The 18,281-nt window shown below is 46.1% G+C and carries 13 protein-coding genes and 1 riboswitch; of the genes, 2 read left to right on the top strand and 11 right to left on the bottom strand.

Going from position 1 to position 18,281, the window contains the following annotated elements:
• The first annotated feature begins 30 nt into the window (after window positions 1–30).
• A complete protein-coding gene (locus tag MKZ09_RS05425) occupies window positions 31–735 on the top strand; it encodes an AIM24 family protein (protein ID WP_076137166.1) in 705 nt (234 codons plus the stop codon).
• A gap of 94 nt (window positions 736–829) precedes the next feature.
• On the opposite strand, the gene MKZ09_RS05420 is transcribed toward MKZ09_RS05425, so the two are convergent.
• Both MKZ09_RS05420 and MKZ09_RS05415 read right to left on the bottom strand, forming a co-directional pair.
• Window positions 830–1,285 (bottom strand): Dps family protein, encoded by a 456-nt coding sequence (locus MKZ09_RS05420; RefSeq protein WP_036676579.1) that lies wholly within the window; start codon window positions 1,283–1,285, stop codon window positions 830–832.
• Between the two features lie 187 nt (window positions 1,286–1,472).
• On the bottom strand, window positions 1,473–2,951 hold the full coding sequence (locus tag MKZ09_RS05415) for a potassium/proton antiporter (protein ID WP_076137164.1): 1,479 nt from the start codon (window positions 2,949–2,951) through the stop codon (window positions 1,473–1,475).
• Window positions 2,952–3,145: 194 nt separating this feature from the next.
• On the opposite strand from MKZ09_RS05415, the gene MKZ09_RS05410 reads away from it, so the two are divergent.
• On the top strand, window positions 3,146–4,210 hold the full coding sequence (locus MKZ09_RS05410; RefSeq protein ID WP_076207349.1) for a GNAT family N-acetyltransferase: 1,065 nt from the start codon (window positions 3,146–3,148) through the stop codon (window positions 4,208–4,210).
• A gap of 87 nt (window positions 4,211–4,297) precedes the next feature.
• On the opposite strand, the gene MKZ09_RS05405 is transcribed toward MKZ09_RS05410, so the two are convergent.
• From MKZ09_RS05405 to MKZ09_RS05365, 9 genes are all read right to left on the bottom strand, one after another.
• A complete protein-coding gene (locus tag MKZ09_RS05405) occupies window positions 4,298–7,003 on the bottom strand; it encodes a discoidin domain-containing protein (RefSeq protein WP_081394372.1) in 2,706 nt (901 codons plus the stop codon).
• A gap of 51 nt (window positions 7,004–7,054) precedes the next feature.
• The gene (locus MKZ09_RS05400; RefSeq protein ID WP_256719280.1) at window positions 7,055–8,575 is read right to left on the bottom strand and encodes a glycosyl hydrolase; all 1,521 of its coding nucleotides are present in this window, start codon (window positions 8,573–8,575) and stop codon (window positions 7,055–7,057) included.
• Window positions 8,576–8,726: 151 nt separating this feature from the next.
• Window positions 8,727–10,277 (bottom strand): glycosyl hydrolase, encoded by a 1,551-nt coding sequence (locus tag MKZ09_RS05395; protein WP_081389089.1) that lies wholly within the window; start codon window positions 10,275–10,277, stop codon window positions 8,727–8,729.
• Between the two features lie 12 nt (window positions 10,278–10,289).
• Window positions 10,290–10,369: riboswitch (cyclic di-GMP riboswitch) on the bottom strand.
• A 136-nt stretch (window positions 10,370–10,505) separates the two neighbouring features.
• The gene (locus MKZ09_RS05390) at window positions 10,506–11,879 is read right to left on the bottom strand and encodes a sugar phosphate nucleotidyltransferase (RefSeq protein WP_076129262.1); all 1,374 of its coding nucleotides are present in this window, start codon (window positions 11,877–11,879) and stop codon (window positions 10,506–10,508) included.
• 705 nt (window positions 11,880–12,584) lie between these two features.
• Window positions 12,585–13,925, bottom strand: coding sequence for a UDP-glucose dehydrogenase family protein (locus MKZ09_RS05385; protein WP_076207344.1), 1,341 nt, complete (start codon window positions 13,923–13,925; stop codon window positions 12,585–12,587).
• Window positions 13,926–13,929: 4 nt separating this feature from the next.
• Complete coding sequence (locus MKZ09_RS05380) at window positions 13,930–15,030, bottom strand: glycosyltransferase (RefSeq protein ID WP_036676592.1); 1,101 nt, start codon at window positions 15,028–15,030, stop codon at window positions 13,930–13,932.
• Window positions 15,031–15,091: 61 nt separating this feature from the next.
• Window positions 15,092–16,231, bottom strand: a complete 1,140-nt coding sequence (locus MKZ09_RS05375; protein WP_076207342.1) for a glycosyltransferase family 4 protein — start codon at window positions 16,229–16,231, stop codon at window positions 15,092–15,094.
• Window positions 16,231–17,418 (bottom strand): glycosyltransferase family 4 protein, encoded by a 1,188-nt coding sequence (locus MKZ09_RS05370; protein ID WP_036676596.1) that lies wholly within the window; start codon window positions 17,416–17,418, stop codon window positions 16,231–16,233. Before MKZ09_RS05370 ends, MKZ09_RS05375 begins: the two co-directional genes overlap by 1 nt.
• Window positions 17,405–18,262, bottom strand: coding sequence for a glycosyltransferase family 2 protein (locus MKZ09_RS05365; protein ID WP_038568901.1), 858 nt, complete (start codon window positions 18,260–18,262; stop codon window positions 17,405–17,407). The genes MKZ09_RS05370 and MKZ09_RS05365 overlap by 14 nt, the downstream gene beginning before the upstream one ends.
• Window positions 18,263–18,281 lie beyond the last annotated feature (19 nt).

Genomic DNA, 18,281 nt, shown 5'->3' with positions numbered 1-18,281 from the left:
ATCACAGTCACAGCATGAGGGAGATGAACTATGAACATCGATATCCAAGATGAAAGCGACAGTGGAAGCGGACAAGCCGTAGCCTTCTCCCTTGAGGAGAAGGAAGAGGTTCATATACTCCATCCACAACAAATTATCGCTTATCAAGGTCCTTCCTCAGGACGGGCGGACAGATTTATGGATGTAAAGGGCATATACCGCAAGCGAAAGTTGATTCGTTCCGATATGGCAGGTCCTTGCCATTTCGTTGCCGCCCTTCCACCAGGCTATCGCATAAAAATCCTGAAGCTCGATGGTAAAAGCGATTTGCTGTACGACTTTAAGCATCTTTTCTTCTACAGTATTGGTATTTCGCTGGAGACCCGAGTGCTAAGCATGAAGAATGTGCTCGTTACACGGGATATTGTAAAGGTGAAATTTTCGGGCAATGGCATGATTGGCATACTGACAGAAGGTACGGTCTGTGAAGCTGTACTGCATCCGACCAACCCCCTTTATGTGGATGCTGGCAGCATTATTGCCTACCCTGAGAATGCCAAGTTGGAGCTCACCGTTTACGGCAACCATTTGGCTAGCCAGCATATGAGCTATCACTGGAAGATGACAGGTCACGGGCCTGTGCTGTTTCAGGCAGGACGCCAGAATCGCCGATTCGAAAGAGATAATAACGATGATGGAATTGTTAAACGATTTCTACGCGAGGTAGTCCCCTTCGGGGGTGTATTTATTAAATAGTTGTGTTCAGCAGTAAAACAACAAAACAAAGAGCGCCATGCGTATCCTACACGCAGGCGCTCTTTGTGGTTCTATCCTTTATAAGAATGTTGTCTTAGGCGATAAAAGCATTCAACATCCAAGCATGTTTCTCAATGCTGCTTCTAATACCAATCAGCAGATCCGCAGTAGGTTGATCAGCCAGTTCTTCTGCAGTAGCAATCGCAGCTTGCAGTTCTTTAGAAACAGTTGTAAAGTCTCTAACCAGCTCCATTACCATACCCTTGGCATCTTCGCCGCCACGAGCTTCCTGTAAATCGGAAAGCTCCAGATATTGTTTCATAGAGGAGGCAGGTTGTCCACCAATAGCAAGCAGGCGCTCAGCCAAATCATCTGCATAACCAGCAGCTTCATTGTAGAGTTCTTCAAACTTCTCATGCAGCGTGAAGAATTGGGAGCCGCTAACATACCAGTGATAATGATGAAGCTTTACCCCAAGCAGGAACCAGTTCGCGGTCTGGCGGTTCAAAGCAGCGTGCAGTTCAGTTTGGCTCTTTAGTTGTGTACTCATTAATAAAACCTCCTATGGTTAATTTATTATATTGTATTTAGACTCGTTCTAAATCTATATACAATTTAACACATCCTTTTGCTTTTTGCAACCACTCTGAAGATTTACATGTTGCCGATTCTAGCATAACTTTTGTTATAACGCCTATTATCTCTGTCACACTCTGGATAACGGTCTCTTTCTAGACTTAAATCAAAGATATATTTTCCTCCGCCGTCTTCCCTTTCTGACTCCGGAAAAAAGCCCTCATCTCATCGCGTTTGCTCTTTGGACTTAAGACATATACAGTATCCCCTGGCTCAATGACCGTACTGCCATGGGGGGTGACAATGCTTTTATTCCGGATAATAGCAGTAAATAAGATATCATCTGGCAGTCCGATATCGGAGATTTTCTGCCCGGCAATGGGCATGTAAGGTTCAATTCCTATGTGGTTAAACTCGGAATCCGTCTTGCCAAGGGCGACCAGCTCCATCAGTGATGGCTGTGCTGAATCCTCTTGCCCCACCAGCTTCAACCGGGAAGCCAGCGGTGAAATGCTTGTTCCTTGAATCACTGCTGAGGTCAGCACGACGAAGAATACCACATTGAAGAACAGTCGGCCGTGGGGAAGATTAGCTAGCAGCGGATAAGTTGCCAGCACAATTGGAACGGCTCCGCGCAGGCCGGCCCAGGAAATCAGTGTTTTCTCACGAATAGAGAATCTGGAAAAGAGCAAGCTTATAAACACGCCTATTGGCCTTGCCACAACCATCAGAATGACGGACAGCAATATACCTTGCCAAGCCACCTCTGCCAGCTCCTGTGGAAATACCAGTAGACCCAGCAATATAAACATAAATATTTGCATCATCCAAGCAAAGCCATGACTAAAATTCATAATGGTTCGATGATACATCAGCTCGGAATTGCCAAGAGTAAGACCCATTACATAGACAGCCAGCAAGCCGCTGCTATGAACGAGTGCAGATAAGCCGTAGGTTAGGACAGCAAATCCAATTGCCAATACCGGGTAAAGCCCGGTGGAATCCAGGTTTATTCGATTGATAAGATACACTGCGACTTTGCCAAGTACAATCCCTATCACCAAACCAACTGCCATCTCCCATATAAAGGACAACACAAGTCCCCATATCGCCATATCCGGATGCTGAATCCATTCGATCAGCGATACTGTCAAAAACACCGCCATGGGATCGTTGCTGCCTGATTCCGCTTCGAGTGTCGAGGTCAGTCGTTTGTCAATATTCTTACCGCCTAATACCGAAAAAACCGCAGCCGCATCAGTCGAACCCACAATAGCTCCGAACAAAAAGCTTTCCGCCCATGACACCTCAAGAATCAGCTTAGCGAACACCCCAACGATAGCTGTCGTTAACAATACGCCTACCGTGGATAAGGATAATGCCGGCCGAATAATAGGCTTGATATCCTTAATACTGGTCTGCATCCCACCTTCGAACAGGATAACAACCAGCGCAAAAATCCCAGCCATTTGTGTTAAGGAAGCATTGTTAAAAAAGATAAATTGACTCAGTACCATCCCCGCAGCAAGGAAAAGCACTAGAGCTGGCATTCCAAATTTAGTGGAGAATTTGGTGGAAAACACACCTACAAGTAAGAGAGCTGCCAGCAATAATATGATATTATCTGCAAGTTGGGTCACCGTTTATTCACTTCCCTTTCGCTTCTAGCTTAAAATATAAGCTTCCTTATTTATGTACGTTATTACCCTTATCCACCTCCTTTTGAGACATTGAATAATATAAGCAGGATTGAAGATTTCATCCGCTGGGGCTTATACTTAAAATAATTCCTTTCTACCCTACTCGTATTTACATATAAGGAGGCTGACTGTATATGCAATTGAGATTAATTAAACCTGCGGAGCTGGAGCAAGCTGCTCTTCTAGCCCATTCCATCTTTCGCCAAGCCGGCGACACTTCTATGAAAGAGCTGTTTCCGCTGATTTTCAGCCCTGGTTACACTCACTCTTATGCAGCCGTTGCCGAGGACGGTAACATCGCTGCTTTTATGGGATTAGTGCCCTCCACGATCCGCACTGGAGAAGCTCTCCTGAACGTGTTCTCCATCGGCGCGGTTTGCACAGATCCTGCTTATCGCGGCCAGGGACTAGCCGGTCAGCTTCTACAGCTATGCCAGACCCATGCTGCGAATGCCGGCGCATCGCTTATCTTTGTCTCGGGTGACCGCTCGCTGTATACCCGAGCGGGCTGCGTACCGTTCGGCGGTACGCAATTTGCCGAGCTGAACGCAAGCTCGGCTCACGCACTTGCTGCCGCAGCAGGGGAAGAATGGACGCTGCGGCCCATGCAGCCGGGCGACTTCTTCGCCGTCAACCGGCTGCTGAATGAACGCGAAGCCGGACAGGTATACAGTCCGGGTGAGCTGGCGCTGCTGCTGGGTGCCGAGGCTTACGCAGGTGTGCTGGGCTTGTCCCAGCGCACACTCGTAGCCGTGCGGGACGGCAGCATCGAGGGGTTCGCCGCGATGGCTGTGCCCGCGGCGGGTGTGCCGGCGGCGAGCCCAGCGACGGCGGTGGAATGGGCCGGCCAGCCGCAAGCGGTAGCGGCGTTGCTGGCCAAGGCGGCTCTGTGCAGCGGCGTTGGCACGCTGCAAGTGCCTGTGCCGTGGCAGGAGCGCAGCCTGCTCGCGCTTCTGCGGGACGCCGGCGCCGCCTTAAGCGCCGGCGCGAACAGCGGGACGGTCTGCATCGCAGACCGGGAAACGCTTTTGCGGCAGACGGAAGTATGCCGCAAGCGCAGCCTCGACTTGTCGTCCGTGGACGACAAGGAGCTGATCTCGCTGCTGTTTGATCCAGCGAGCCCGCTTCGCACCTCTGATTCCTTGGAGGAATCAGAGGTAATTCCTTTACCTTATATGTCAGGCCTCCATTTTATTTAAAGCACAAAAATAACCTCAGCGGGAGAATGATCCCGCTGAGGTTATTTAGTATGCTCTATTAACAGTTATATAAATTCAAATAATTGCTTATTCTCTGGAGTACACCTGTAGCTCTTGAATAGACCAATAATTCCCGCCGGCTCCGTTCTGTACAATTTTGACATACCTCGTCTTCACTTTAGAAAAGGATATCTTAGTAAGCTCTTTCGTACCTTTACCAGACGTGAGTTTTTTCCAGTTTTGAGCATCGTCAGAAATATAAACTACATAGTCTCTTGGATAATCAAACGGTGATAACGTGCTATCCAAATCTATTCTTTCAATTTCATGTGCTTCACCCAGATCAATCTGAAAATACTCTCCGGAAACCTGATGTTTCCCCGTATCCCAGCGCGTGCGCCGATCCCCATCGATAGCCAGACTAGGAGCTGATGCTGCCGTATTCACATTTGAGGATACCTTCCATTTAGTACGATCCAGGGGAACCAGTCCGGTGGCTGTAATCTGAACTTTATCGGACAGTAAATTAGAGCCGGATACCCATACCGCGTAGGTATATAACGTCCCTTCACGTAAATTATGGTCCGTATATTCTGTAAGCTTCACATCGGTGGCCACCACCTTCATTTCCCCCCCGCTACCTTCAGCACGAAGAAGCTCATAGCTTGCTCCCGGTGCCTCCAACCAATTTAATTTTACAGCTAAACCTTTTGTTGCTGCGGCTTTGAATCCTTTCGGTGCCGACGGCTTTACTTCAGAGGAAGGCTGCAAAATATACTGCACAGCCTCTCCTGGAGCAAGTGTCTCCGTAAAGGTTAACGTGGGAGTAGCCTTTTTACCTGTTACATAACTTCTTGCTTTTTCATACGTATTCCCGTTTCCAAAACGCTCCCCTTCATACACCCCGTTTTTCGGCATAGTCACATTTACACTCACCGTTTGTGGAGTAGACTCAAAGTTAACGAAATTAACCAACACCTTATTTGAGGTCGCTCCACTTCCCGCAAGAGGCTTCAATGTAGAAGTATCCACGGCCCGAACATATACCAGCTTGTCGGCTAACACATCTTTGTTAGCTATTTGATAAGTTAGCGGAGCTCCATGTGTAGCATAGGCAAGACTAAGCCTTCTCATGATGCTGACACGTGAATCCTCATTTTCTTTTGTATAATAAATCTCTGTGGTCGCCGGATCATGCTCTTCTAAATTAAACCCATATTTGAATAAACTGAAATCCTTAAAAAAAGCAGCATGCTGCACAAACATATCCGCATAACCAATATGTGCACGCATGATCCGGTCAAATACAGCCGCTGTCCGCTCCGTTGCCCCGTATTGATAGGCATCCACATGACTGTCCGAGGTACCAAATTCAGTGGTCAGCATTTTTTTGCCGAGTCCATTATCTGCGCCAGTGAAGGTCTTCAAATTCTCAGTAAAGCTTCCTCCATTACTAAAAATATAAGAGTCGCCGTAGGAATGTCCATTGGTCAAATCCGTAACCTTCTCCAGCTCCATACGTTGCTCTGGATCACGTTCCCAGCCATCCGGATCTCCACATTCCTTCCCAGTTCCCTTCTGATTACCGCAGGAATCCTCACTGTAGCTCGGCCAATACGCCCAACCCGGAGCAACAGTTTGTAAATGGGGCGCAATTTGCTTGCCCTTTTTATTCAGCCAGTCCGCAATTGCCAGGTTCACTGCCTTAGATCGATTGAATAATCCTGGCTCATTATCTACCTCATAATATTGAAAATAGGGGCTATATTGCTCAAAATAATCCGTCAGCTTTTTCTCTGCATCAGCGGGCAACGATCCATCAGCCTTAAGCTTAATATCACCAGTATGCAAATACAAAGCTACCGCCTGCATGTTGTAATCCTGCAATACCTTGTAATATTCCATCATATCCGAGCAGGATCTCCCGACATCACTGGCACAGCTAGTACGCATCACATTGCCGCTATAAGCCATACCTAGCCATTTGATAACATAAGGCAAGTGCGTAACTGCACCTTCATCGAAATAAAATTGCTTATTATTCACTACTGTTCCGGTCAATGTGTAGCTGCCATGGATAGGCTCAGAAATTGGAGCGTTAAGAGACTCTAAACGGAGATTATCCCAAGTCCACCAGGAATATTCGTCTTCTTTGTCACTGCAATATAAACAGCGAACCGTTTGCAGCTTCAATTCGTTCGTTCCTATCTTCAATTGCTCCTTGGGAATATATAATTCATAGGTCTTTTGAAAGCTATATTCACTTTCTGTGCCAGCAACCCCCGCAATTTGAATGATCCCCGACAATTGATGATTGGAGAACACACTCATTTGCGGCACGGATTTATAAGCATCCAGAATACCTACGCTAAATAAGACCCCATTCTCCGGGATCTTATTTAGCTGATATGTGATCGTTAATTCCGGCTGGGTCTTTCCATTCAAGCCTGCAGGCAAGCTCTGCAGAGCCGATGATTTGAGCACCGAAGAAGGAACATTAAATTCCTTCTTGCTGCCGGAAGTGCCACTCGCAGCGAATTCAGCTGCTGAGCCATCATGTTGTCCCAGATTCCAGATCACAGTACCATCCGGTATTTCTGCTGCAGCATCAGTTCCTGCAGATAGTCTCGGTATATTGGCACCTACCTTATAATCGTTTGTCCTATTCGTTCCGAAGACAGAGACAGACAACAGAAACAAGACGGTTAATGCGGCGAATTTTAGTAATAACAGTAATGGTTTGTTTGCAGATATCTTATTTTTTCTATTAGATATTCTCCTCGTTATTCCCATCCATAGGTCCTCTCTTTCTTCCGGAATGTCTTATCCTATCATTTCATTAGATTAAGGAAGAAACAATGCCCCTTGTGGTATTACCTGCTGCTTCTGGCTGGAACTCTCCCATAGCAAACGAAGATTGGCATCTCCTTCATTCTCATAATATTCAATTTGGATATCATAAAGCGTTCCAGCTGTGAGCGGGATACTGCCTTTATGAAGGGTTGCACTTTGATTTTTCCAATTGTCGATGATTAGCTTTCCGTCAATCCAGACACGGACTCCATCATCAGAGGATGCCGAAATCGTATATTTTCCACTGAATTTGGGTTTGAGTTTCCCTTTCCAGCGTACAGAAAAGTGATCTTCATTTATCTCTGAGGCAGGGGACCCACCATGCCAGTTAAAATCAATCTTACGGTCATTACGGATAAGTACCGCTTCTCCCTCTAAATCAGTATTGTTATAGTATTCTCCAGTTAAACCCGTTAGGGTTACCGGAGTTACGGGTGCTATCGAAGGACCTCCTGTTGTGAGAACATAGTCCTCTCTCGATACTATAAACGAGTCTTTCATAAAGCTTTTAATTGACTGTAGCGTATTATTTTCTGTCAGTAATTTTCCCCAGGTCATCATATAGACCCATTTATTTTGTTTCTCAGTTAATACATCCGGGTTCGGCAGTTGCCCACTCTCCCCGATTCCGATAGGTTTACCCTCGGCCAATGCGAGCAGATCCTCATAGTAGGACTGTTTATAATCGTTATTGTAGATATCCGCAGCCAGAACATCGAGTTTATCCCCACCGGGATAATATGCAGCATATGGATCTGCCCATTCATTCGGCGCATTCGGATTCCACACCCACAGTAGATTATTTAGCTTGTGTGTGTTTACAAAACGATCATAGACAATACTCCACAGCTCTGAAAAATTGTCCTTTTTCCCCCACCAAAACCAACCGCCATTCATTTCATGGTAAGGTCGCCATAAGACCGGAACTCCGGCATCACGCAACTGACCCAAATACCCCGCAACCTCGTCTAGATCTGAGATTAGCCTCTTATACTGAGCCGTCCCAGGTGTAACATAAGCATTAAATTTCTCTTGACTGAGACTTCTATTTACATTGGACCATTCTGGAGAGGTTCCAGGTAAACTCTGATGGAATGTCATGGCTACAATGCCACCCTCTTGATGCCATTCAATTGCACTGTCTATAACAGCTTGCCGCTGTTCTGCGATTGTCCCTGCGGATTGATTATTAATCGCCCCTAATTCATAACCATGTAGAACAGCATTTTGTCCCGAAGTATTCTTCAGCTTATGAACCAGTTCATCTGGACTTTCTAGATAATCATGTTGGCCGGACAAGATCCCTTTGCCACGTAGATTCACCAAATTACTCAGCAGTTGCTTGGCTTCTTCAGAAGCCGAAGGATTACTTGGTATAGCCGGAGGTAGGGAGGAAGAAACACTCATAGCCTTCGGAAGACTTTTAACCTCTCCCCAAGGCAGCAAGGAAAAAATAATAAACACCGGTAACATAGTAAACAACAATCTGTTTTTCTTATAATATTTAAGCAAATAAATCCTCCTTTCGGTAGCTGTACTGCCTCCACAGGTGTTAAAAACATACCTGTTATCGGACAATCGTCTTCTGACCTAATGAGGACTATAGCTTAGTAGCTCTGCAATAACGCAGAGCCACTAAGGATCGACCTTTAATTTTCATCAATCAGGAGACATCCGGAAGAAAAAGTGCACTTGCTGGTACTGTCTCTTTAGCTTGACTAGCACTTTCCCACATCAAGCGGACTCTCGCATCGCCTTCATTCTCGTAATACTCCACCTTGATATCATATAGCTGGCCAGCCTTCAGCGTTATAGTGCCCTTACGCTCAGTACCACTTTGCTTAGTCCAACTATCAATAAGGGATTCCCCATTCACCCAGACACGGATGCCATCATCTGAGGTAGTGTAAAATGTATATTGCTCATTATATAATGGCTTAATTTTACCGCTCCAACGTATGGAGAACCGATCAATCCCGAGGGCGGCATCCGGCGAGCCTTGCCGCCAATTGAAATCGATTATTGCATCAGTTCTGTTAAGAGCTGCTGCTCCCGACAATTGCATGTTGTTGTAATACTCTCCTGCAAGCCCCTTCGCGAGAGGAATTGCTGCCTCCCCCTCTTCTTCGGAAGGTGCCGGCGCTGGGGCGGCGCTAGGTGTCGGTGCCAGACCCGTATTTAATTTATCTCTGGTCAGGGTATAGTTGCTATTCATAAATGTTTTGATTGTGTCTGAACTGTTATTCTCGTAAAGCATTTTTCCCCAGCTCATCATGTACGTCCATTTACTTTGCGATTGCTGAAGCTTCTCCAGATTAGGCATTTCACCATTCTCCCCGATCGCAATCGGTTTGCCTGCGGCTAGACTCAATAAGCTGTCATAGTATTTTTGCTGGTAATCATTTTCATATATATCTGCTGCCAGAATATCTACTCTATCAGCACCTGGATAAGTTAGCGCATAAGGATCTGACCAAACATTGGGAGCATTCGGACTCCATACCCATAACAAATTATTTAATTTATGAACGTTAACAAAACGGTCATACATAATATTCCATAGTTTAGAAAAGTTATTTTTCTTCCCCCACCAGAACCAGTTCCCGTTCATTTCATGATAGGGTCTCCAAAGCACCGGAACATTGGCATCGCGCAAGCTTTTTAAAGAGACTGCCACCTTATCAAGCTCAGCGATCAGATTGTTATATTGCTTGGTACCCGGTGTAACGTAACTATCGAACTCACTCTGGCTAAGTGTTTTTTTTACATTATCCCAGTCATAAGAGGTGCCCGGCAGGTTAGCATGAAAAGTCATAGCTACGATCCCGCCCGCTTTATTCCAGTTGATGGCGCTGTTCACCACATTTTGACGTTGCCAAGCCATCGTTGCTTCGGACTGACCACTGATCGCACCCATTTCATAACCGTGAAGAGCCGCATATTGTCCGCTGGTTCCCTTCAGCATATTGTTAATTTCATCTGGACTTTCTAAATAGTCATGTTGACCGGCAATAATACCTTTTCCTGAGATCGAGTAAAAATAGTTAAGCAGCTTTACGGCTTCAGGTGAGGCACCTGGGGTAACTGGCGTTCCAGAATTTGAAGCAGCTATGACAACAGACGGCGAAATTCCAACAGCAAGCGGAAGTGCAGTCAGAAACAGGACGAGTGACAGAAATGCACCAAACAATCGATACGTACGGTAAGCTTTCAAAATAATCTCCCTTTCGGTAGCCAGGCTGCCACTCTTTCGAAGGCCCTATAGCTTTGCGTCCCTACCTTTCGATAGGTTTGCCTTTTCAATTTAAGAGAAATATTCTCTCTTACCGTAAGTATCGACGACAATTAATGATATATTTAGTGTTTTTATGACTTTTTTTGATAATTGAGTCATTTTACCTGTTTCAAGAAATTTTCAATTGGTTAAATAGATAGGTTAGACCTATGAAATGAATTGTTGTAGTTCTATATCATTCCAGTCTAAAGTAATACGTATGTTATCTTCTTCAACTAATTCAGAACCTGTCTGTACTTCTATAAACTCAACATCCGTCAAAGCAAGGATCGCGTGCTTCGTTCCTTCAGGTATACGTACCACGTCCCCAGCCTTCACATTATGTTTTTTCTCATTCAGCACAATACTTGCTTCGCCGCTAACGATTGTCCAAATTTCACTACGCTTGCGATGTAATTGATAGCTGATATTATTCCCCTCGGATATAAAAATCCGTTTGGTCAGCACTTCATTGCCTTCATCATATTTCACATAATCGATAACTTTGTAATGGCCCCAACGGCGTTCCTCGTACATCGGTCTCTGTTCAAAGGTTTTCAGCACTTCTTTAATCCGTGGGCTCTCAGCTTTATGAGTAACTAGAATCCCATCCGGGCTAGCCGCAATGATCAGATCCTTCGCACCAATTACCGTAATCGGAATATCCAGCTCATTAATCAAGCAAGTCCCCTCAGAATCCGCCGTCACAAAACCTTTTCCTACATGCTTGCTGCTCATTTCCTCTGTCAGCGTATTCCACGTTCCAAGATCCTTCCAGAATCCATCATACGGCTGCACTACAATATGTTCTTCTTTCTCCACCACTTCATAATCAAAGCTGATGGAAGACAATAGCTTATACTGCTTCTGCAATTCTTCATATCCTAAAGGCAACCCTTTACGCTGCAAAATATCTAACAAGTACCCTAAGCGGAAAGCAAACACTCCGCAATTCCACAAGGCATTTTGCTCGATGAGCTGTTCTGCTTGTATGCGGTCTGGTTTCTCTTGAAAGTGACTTACCTTCATAAAACCATTTTCCCCCGCCTCTTCGGTGGTAGGAATAATATATCCGTATTTCTCTGAGGCATGTTCAGGAACAACACCCATTAGTGCCAGATTTGCTCCACTTTCCAGCATGGTCCCCTCAAGCATAGCTATGGTATCGAAAAAGGATGCTTCTACATAAGGGTCAACAGGCAATATTGCTACCGTCTCCGCTGGAGAAACACCTGCCACTGAATAAAGATAGGTAGCTGTTAAGGCGATAGCCGGAAAAGTATCCCGACGCTCCGGTTCGACGATAATCGGCACATGACTTCCCAATTGGCTTTGGATCATTTCTACTTGGCCGCGGCCGGTGGCCAGATAAGATGATTCTGCCATCCCTGCTTCCTCCAGCTGTCTCCAGACACGTTGTACCATAGATTCCGGTTCACCTTGAGGGCTTTCAAGTACCTTTAGAAATTGCTTTGAACGTGAGTCGTTGGACAACGGCCATAACCGTTTACCTGAACCGCCTGATAGAAGTACCATTTTCATAGAATGAACCCTCCTTGAATTATGGAAATCGAGCATAATGGAATTGTTATCAAAACGTATAGCTTCCGCTTAGCCTTAGTTCGAGCGGATGCATTTTTTTAAAAATTTATTAGGTATGAACCACTCCAAGGGATTTTGGACTTCCGATCGCTGTTATCCTCAGATTTCCTGATTGGACCGCTTCTCGCGGTAGAAATCCGAGGATAAAGGCGAACACTCCGTTTCTACAGTTCCAAATTCCCTTTCCGTTCTTTACCTAACCAACTTCCTCTAAATGCTTGAACCGTACTGCACCGGGCTGTACCAGCCGGAAGGCAGCACGTTTTTCTAAAGATTTGCTTCTGCTCCTATGGAGGCAGCAGCAACTGCAAGAACAACTGCAACTAAAAGAGCAAGACTAGTTGCCACCACAGAGACAGAGACAATGACAACAATAAGTGCTACTGCTACTGCTGCTGCGATAAACAATCAGAGTACACTAACTATATAAATTGCTTAGAAACTTAAAATAAGGGAACGAAGTGGCGGAGGAGAATTTTGGAACTGGAGGAGCTATAGGTCCACCTTTGTCTGCGGATTTCTACCGCTATCAGCGGTTAAAATCAGGAAATCTGCAGACAACAGCGGCTGGAAGTCCAAACATTCTCTGGAGTCACGGCTCATCCCTAAATAGAAAAATCACAAGTTCAATCCATATAACTTAGATTAAACCGCTCCAGCCACACTAGCAGAATAACCGCTCAATCCACCCATCTGCGGGCGGCCGACAGAATGATAAACGAGGCCGGTACCCTCAATTTGCTCCTTGGAATACACATTGCGTCCATCGATCAGCACCCCATTGCGCATGCTTTTCGCCAGCTGATGCAGATCAATCTCCTTGAGTAGGCTCCAATCGGTCAGCAGGCAGACGGCATCGCTGCCCTCAGCCGCTTCCTCTGGCAGATTGCACCAGCGAAGCTGCGGATGATCATATTGCTGTCTGAAATTTGTAGCTGCGATTGGATCATATAGTTTGACTGTTGCCCCTTCAGCTACCAGTGCCTCAACAATCTCTCTGGCGGGAGCTTCGCGGACATCATCAGTGTTAGGCTTAAAAGCAAGTCCCCATATCCCAATCGTCGAACCGCGCAGGCTGCCAAGTGATTCATGCAGCTTGGAGATGATCATAAACCGTTGTCCCTTGTTCACTTCGACTACAGATTTCAATAATTTGAATTCGTAATCGACGTTGCCCGCAATTTGAATGAGCGCATTAGTGTCTTTCGGGAAACAGGAGCCTCCATAACCGATACCAGCCTGCAGGAAGGATGACCCAATTCTTTGGTCCATACCCATTCCTTGTGCTACCTCGGTTACATCAGCTCCCACTTTTTCACAAATATTGGCGATCTCATTAATAAAGGAAATCTTCGTGGCCAAAAATGCATTCGAAGCATATTTGATCATTTCAGCACTGCGTATATCTGTTACAAATACATTTTCTGTGAAACCCTTATGAAGCTCGCGCATAGTTGGTTCCAGCTCTGGATTATCAAGGCCAATGATAATTCTATCAGGATGGAGGGTATCGCGAATCGCTGACCCTTCACGTAAAAACTCAGGTGCAGACACGATATCAAAAGAATGTTGGGTATACTTAGAGATCATTTGAGAGATTTTTTCATTTGTGCCTACTGGAACTGTAGATTTAGTCATTATAATTTTGTGCCCTTCCATCGCTTTGGCGATTTCAGCGGCTGCACCCTCAATGTAGGTTAGGTCTGCTTCACCGTTAGGCAATGATGGCGTACCTACAGCAAGAATGATAATATCTGAACGGCGCACCGACGCTTGAAGATCTGCAGAAAAAGATAACCGTTCCTCACGAAGATTCAGTTCAATCAGTTCCTCGATTCCCGGCTCGTAGATGGGCGATTCCATCTGTTTCAGCTTCTCAATCTTTTCCTCGTCCTTATCCACACAGATGACATGATGTCCGCTCAATGCAAAGCACACGCCAGATACAAGACCCACATACCCAGTACCGATTACTGTCAGCTTCATATAATCATCCTCCTTTTAGAAAATTGACGTACGCCTGCTCAACATACTGCTTGAACTTAACCATAAACGCCTGCTCATCGAATTTTCGTGCATGCTCCATAATTTGATCGATGTCCCAAGCGTAGGACTCTACCTCATAAATGGCCTTAAGTAGATCCTCCACTTCTTGATGCTGAAAGAACACACCATTTACATAAGGAATAATAGTGTCCAGTGCCCCACCTGCTTGATAAGCAATTACCGGTCTTCCTGCAGCGTTCGCTTCCAGCGGTGTAATTCCAAAGTCCTCTTCTCCTGGAAAAATAAATGCTCTACATTGTGCCATCATTCCAGTCACTTGTTCATCTTCTAGCCGGCCCAGAAACGATACATTATCCTTAGCCATGCCTTCGAGACGCTTGCGATCCGGTCCATCCCCTACGATATAAAGCTTAAGACCGTTACGATTGAAAGCCTCTACGGCCAGATCAATCCGCTTGTAGGAAACAAGCCGGGAGACAATTAGATAATAGTCACCAATGGTAGAAGAGCTTGTAAACCGGGCTGTATTAATCGGTGGAAATATGACATCAGCATCCCGGTGATAATAATTCTGAATCCTCGTCTTCACTACTGAAGAATTGGCTACGAACTGATTCACATTTTTGGAAGTCCGTTGGTCCCACGTTTTGAGCTGCTGCATGTATACCTTAAGCATTTTTTTGAACAGCCCGGAATTCGACTGACGTTCCATGTAGGTGTCATAATCCCATGCGAAGCGCATAGGCGTATGGCAGTAACAAAGATGAAACGTATGTTTAGGAACTTGAATACTTTTCATAAAAGCACTGCTGGAACTCAGGACGATATCGAAACCGCGAAAGTCCAAATCACGGATGGCCATTGGATAAAGTGGCAGCACCCCTTTAAAATTGGTCTTTACCCCCGGAATCTTTTGCAACCAGGAGGCACGGATATCCGCATCTTTGAGATTGTCAGTAAGGCGGCTTCCGTTAAAAACCGTTGTGTAGATTGGAGCCTCGGGATACATGTGATGAAAGACTTCCACCACTCTTTCCGCGCCGCCCATTTGGATTAAGTAATCGTGCGCTATCGCAATTTTCATGTGAATCATCCTCAAAGTTTTATGGAGCATCATCTTCAGAATTACCGCGTCATCTCATCTGTCAGGTGCCCGCCAACAAACCTTTATAGTAGTCAACGATGTCCTTGACCGTATTCTCGATAACAAAATGCTCTTTCACTCGTTTCATCCCATTGTCCGCCATCCGCCGTCTTTCCTCTGGGTGATCCAGCATCCATTTAATGGAGTCTGCCAGTATCGCCGCGTCACCAGGCTCTATCAGTAGCCCGGTCTCACCTTGAACTACAATTTCTACCGGCCCGCCTTCATTGGAGGCGATCACCGGCAATCCCGCTGCCATTCCTTCAACGATAACTTGGCCAAAAGGCTCAGGAGTTACCGAAGTGTGAATCAGTAAATCAGCAGTATTCATAAGGCCTTGAATATCATCCACATGCCCTAGCATGCTTACATTAGTAAGCTCGTCGTTTTTTATCCTTTGCAGCAATTCCTGCTTATAAGCCTCTTCTCCAAACAGAGCGTCTCCGGCCAGCCAGAATTTCACACGAGGTTCGTTCTTAAAGCTTTTTGCGGCTTCCAGCACAATATGCTGACCTTTCCAATGCGCCAATCGACCAACTAGCAGTACGTTAAAATCCTTCTGGTCCCGCATGCCGATCCCATTACCAATCGCTTTAGCAAAAGCGGAGTATACGACCAGCGTTTTTTTCGAACGCGGCAACTCCAAAGCATTCAGCGTAGAATGTGAATTTGCGATGACTCCATTTGGGAGCAGACGCGACAGCAAACGAATGCCTTTGGCAACGATTGGCTTTAAATAAGGAGCTCCAATATGATCCCGGATGTGCCAGATCAATGGAACGCCCGCTATTTTGGCAGCGATGGCTCCGTATAATGCAGATTTCAGGGAATTGGTGTGCACGCAATCTACCTTCTCCGCTTTTAAAAGCGGCGCAAGCTTGCGGCCATAAGCCAACAGCTTGAAGGCTGCAGCAGGTGCTCCCAAGTTGACTGCATTTCTACCACGACTTCTGATGCTCTCATCCAGCGGAATAATACGGACATCCATCCCTTTTTCACGTAGCCGTTCAGCCAGCGCACCATCCTCAGCCAGAATTACCAGTGGATCGATCTGTTCTCCAATATGGGTAAGGATGTTAAACAGGGCAACTTCTCCACCACTCCATTTAGCAGTGTGATCTATATAGGCCACTCTAAGCATTACGTGGTCACCTCCTCTCCTAAAGCTTGCAGGAACACGGATTCTACTTGATCCGTAACATGCTCCCAGGTATATCTCTCCAGTACATGCTCTCTACATTCATCCCGGCTCGGAAGCAGCTTTCGATTGCTGAGCATATGGATCATACCTTCAGCCATGTGGTCGCTACTTGAACTCTTAAATAGCAACTCCGGCCGGAAGCCTTGCAAAATTTCCTTATTGCCGCCAATCGGTGTAGCCATCACTGGCAATCCCGAAGATAAGGCTTCAACGGTAATCAAACCAAAGCCCTCCAATGCCTGTGAGGGAACCACAAACATATCCGCTGCCTGATAATAAGAGGCTAGTTCATGATCAGGAATGTAGCCTAGCAGTCTTACCTTGTTGCTCAAGCCATAGTCGGCGATCTTTTCTTCCAGTTCCCCCCGCAACGGCCCTTTACCACCAATCAGCAGAATTGCATTCGGGAAGCGCTCCGCAACTTGCTTCCAGGCTTCAAGCAGCTGGAGTAGTCCCATCCGATTGACCAACCGCCGGACAGTCAGCACGGTTGTTGCTCCCTCAGGTAAATTCAAGGTTCGGCGAATCGCCAATCGGTTTGTAGCGGGGATAAAACGTTCCACATTAGCTGCGCCTGGAATCACAATAATTTTGTGTAGTGGCACTCCGTGCAGCTTATGGAGAATATCGCGGAACGTCTCACTAAGCACGATGAACTTATCCGCAAGCTTATAAGCTCTATGTTCAATGGATTTGGCGATGGTTGTTTTGACCCGGTGCTTAATGCCTTGGCCTTCGATTTTCATTTCTTCATTCCATGGACCATGAAAAGTCATCACTACAGGAATCCCACGTTTCTTTGCTTCCAAGGCTGGACCAATACCATAAGGAGCAAAGTGAGTGTATAAAATATCTATACGGCCACTGCCCTCTCCCATCAGATCGGCTGCCTTACGCTGGAAAGCATCCTTACGTTTCCAGATCCCATCTTTTGGATCTCCGGCATTGTGAATAATCAATTCCTCAGGGGTAGCAGGCGTCTCTTGACTGCAAATCAGCGCATGCACCCGATTACGTGAGGAGAGTTGCTCGCAAACGGATTTGAAATACGTGTTAAGCCCACCCGGCTGTAGCGACGGCCAGCTAAGGCCTGTCGTCATAATGTTCAATCCGTCACTGTACGGCATAGCTTCTCTCTCCTTTATTCTCCTTCTCGGTCTGACTCGTCTTCGCATTGTGCTGAGTCAGCTTTCCCGATCTAATTAATTCGTAATGCTTGAAGCCGACCATGAATTCATACATGACCCAGAATACGGATACACCGAAACCTGACATTCCCTTCTTGAACAACCCGTGTAAGAAATACTTTTGCAGGAAACGGGCTGGTGGTCTTAACAGCAGATGACTGACCCGAAATCGTTTGCCCTTGGCATACGCACTTTCAGCTTCCAAGTCAGTGTACTTATTGAAACGGGCCACATGATCGTTAATACTGCGGTAACCATAATGCCAGAGGGTTCCTGTCAAACGTATGGTTCGCTCTTCAGAGACCTCAGGCATCTCGTGCACCAAGCTATTTCGAATTCCATACGCTTTGCGGTTGTAAAGGCGCACTAGATATTCGCCACGATCCAGCCATCTACCCATGAAATCACCAATCCGGTAGATAGAATAGGCAACCGATTGATCCATAAGCCCCGGTTTCAGTTCAAGAATACTTGCGGCCAACTCGTCGCTGACCACTTCGTCAGTATCAATAAGGAAGACCCAATCATGAACCGCGCGTTCTACTCCGAACTCTCTCTGTTTCGCATATCCGGGCCAAGGGTTGACGTATACACGACAATTCAAGCTTTCAGAAAGCTGTACTGTCCCGTCTTTGCTGCCTCCGTCAATCACAACCACCTCGTCGGCGAATAACCTGCAGGATTGTATGGCCTTAGATATTCGAACTTCGTCATCCTGAGCGATGATGACAGCCGATATTGGATAATTGCCTTGGCCGCCTACCACGCTTTTTACTGAATCCATGAAGGTTTCCTCCTTTATC

Source organism: Paenibacillus sp. FSL R5-0908 (assembly GCF_038006245.1).
GTDB lineage: Bacteria > Bacillota > Bacilli > Paenibacillales > Paenibacillaceae > Paenibacillus_AQ > Paenibacillus_AQ odorifer.
The sequence above is the reverse complement of the archived record's forward strand: the minus strand, read 5'-3'. Positions and strand labels throughout refer to the sequence as shown.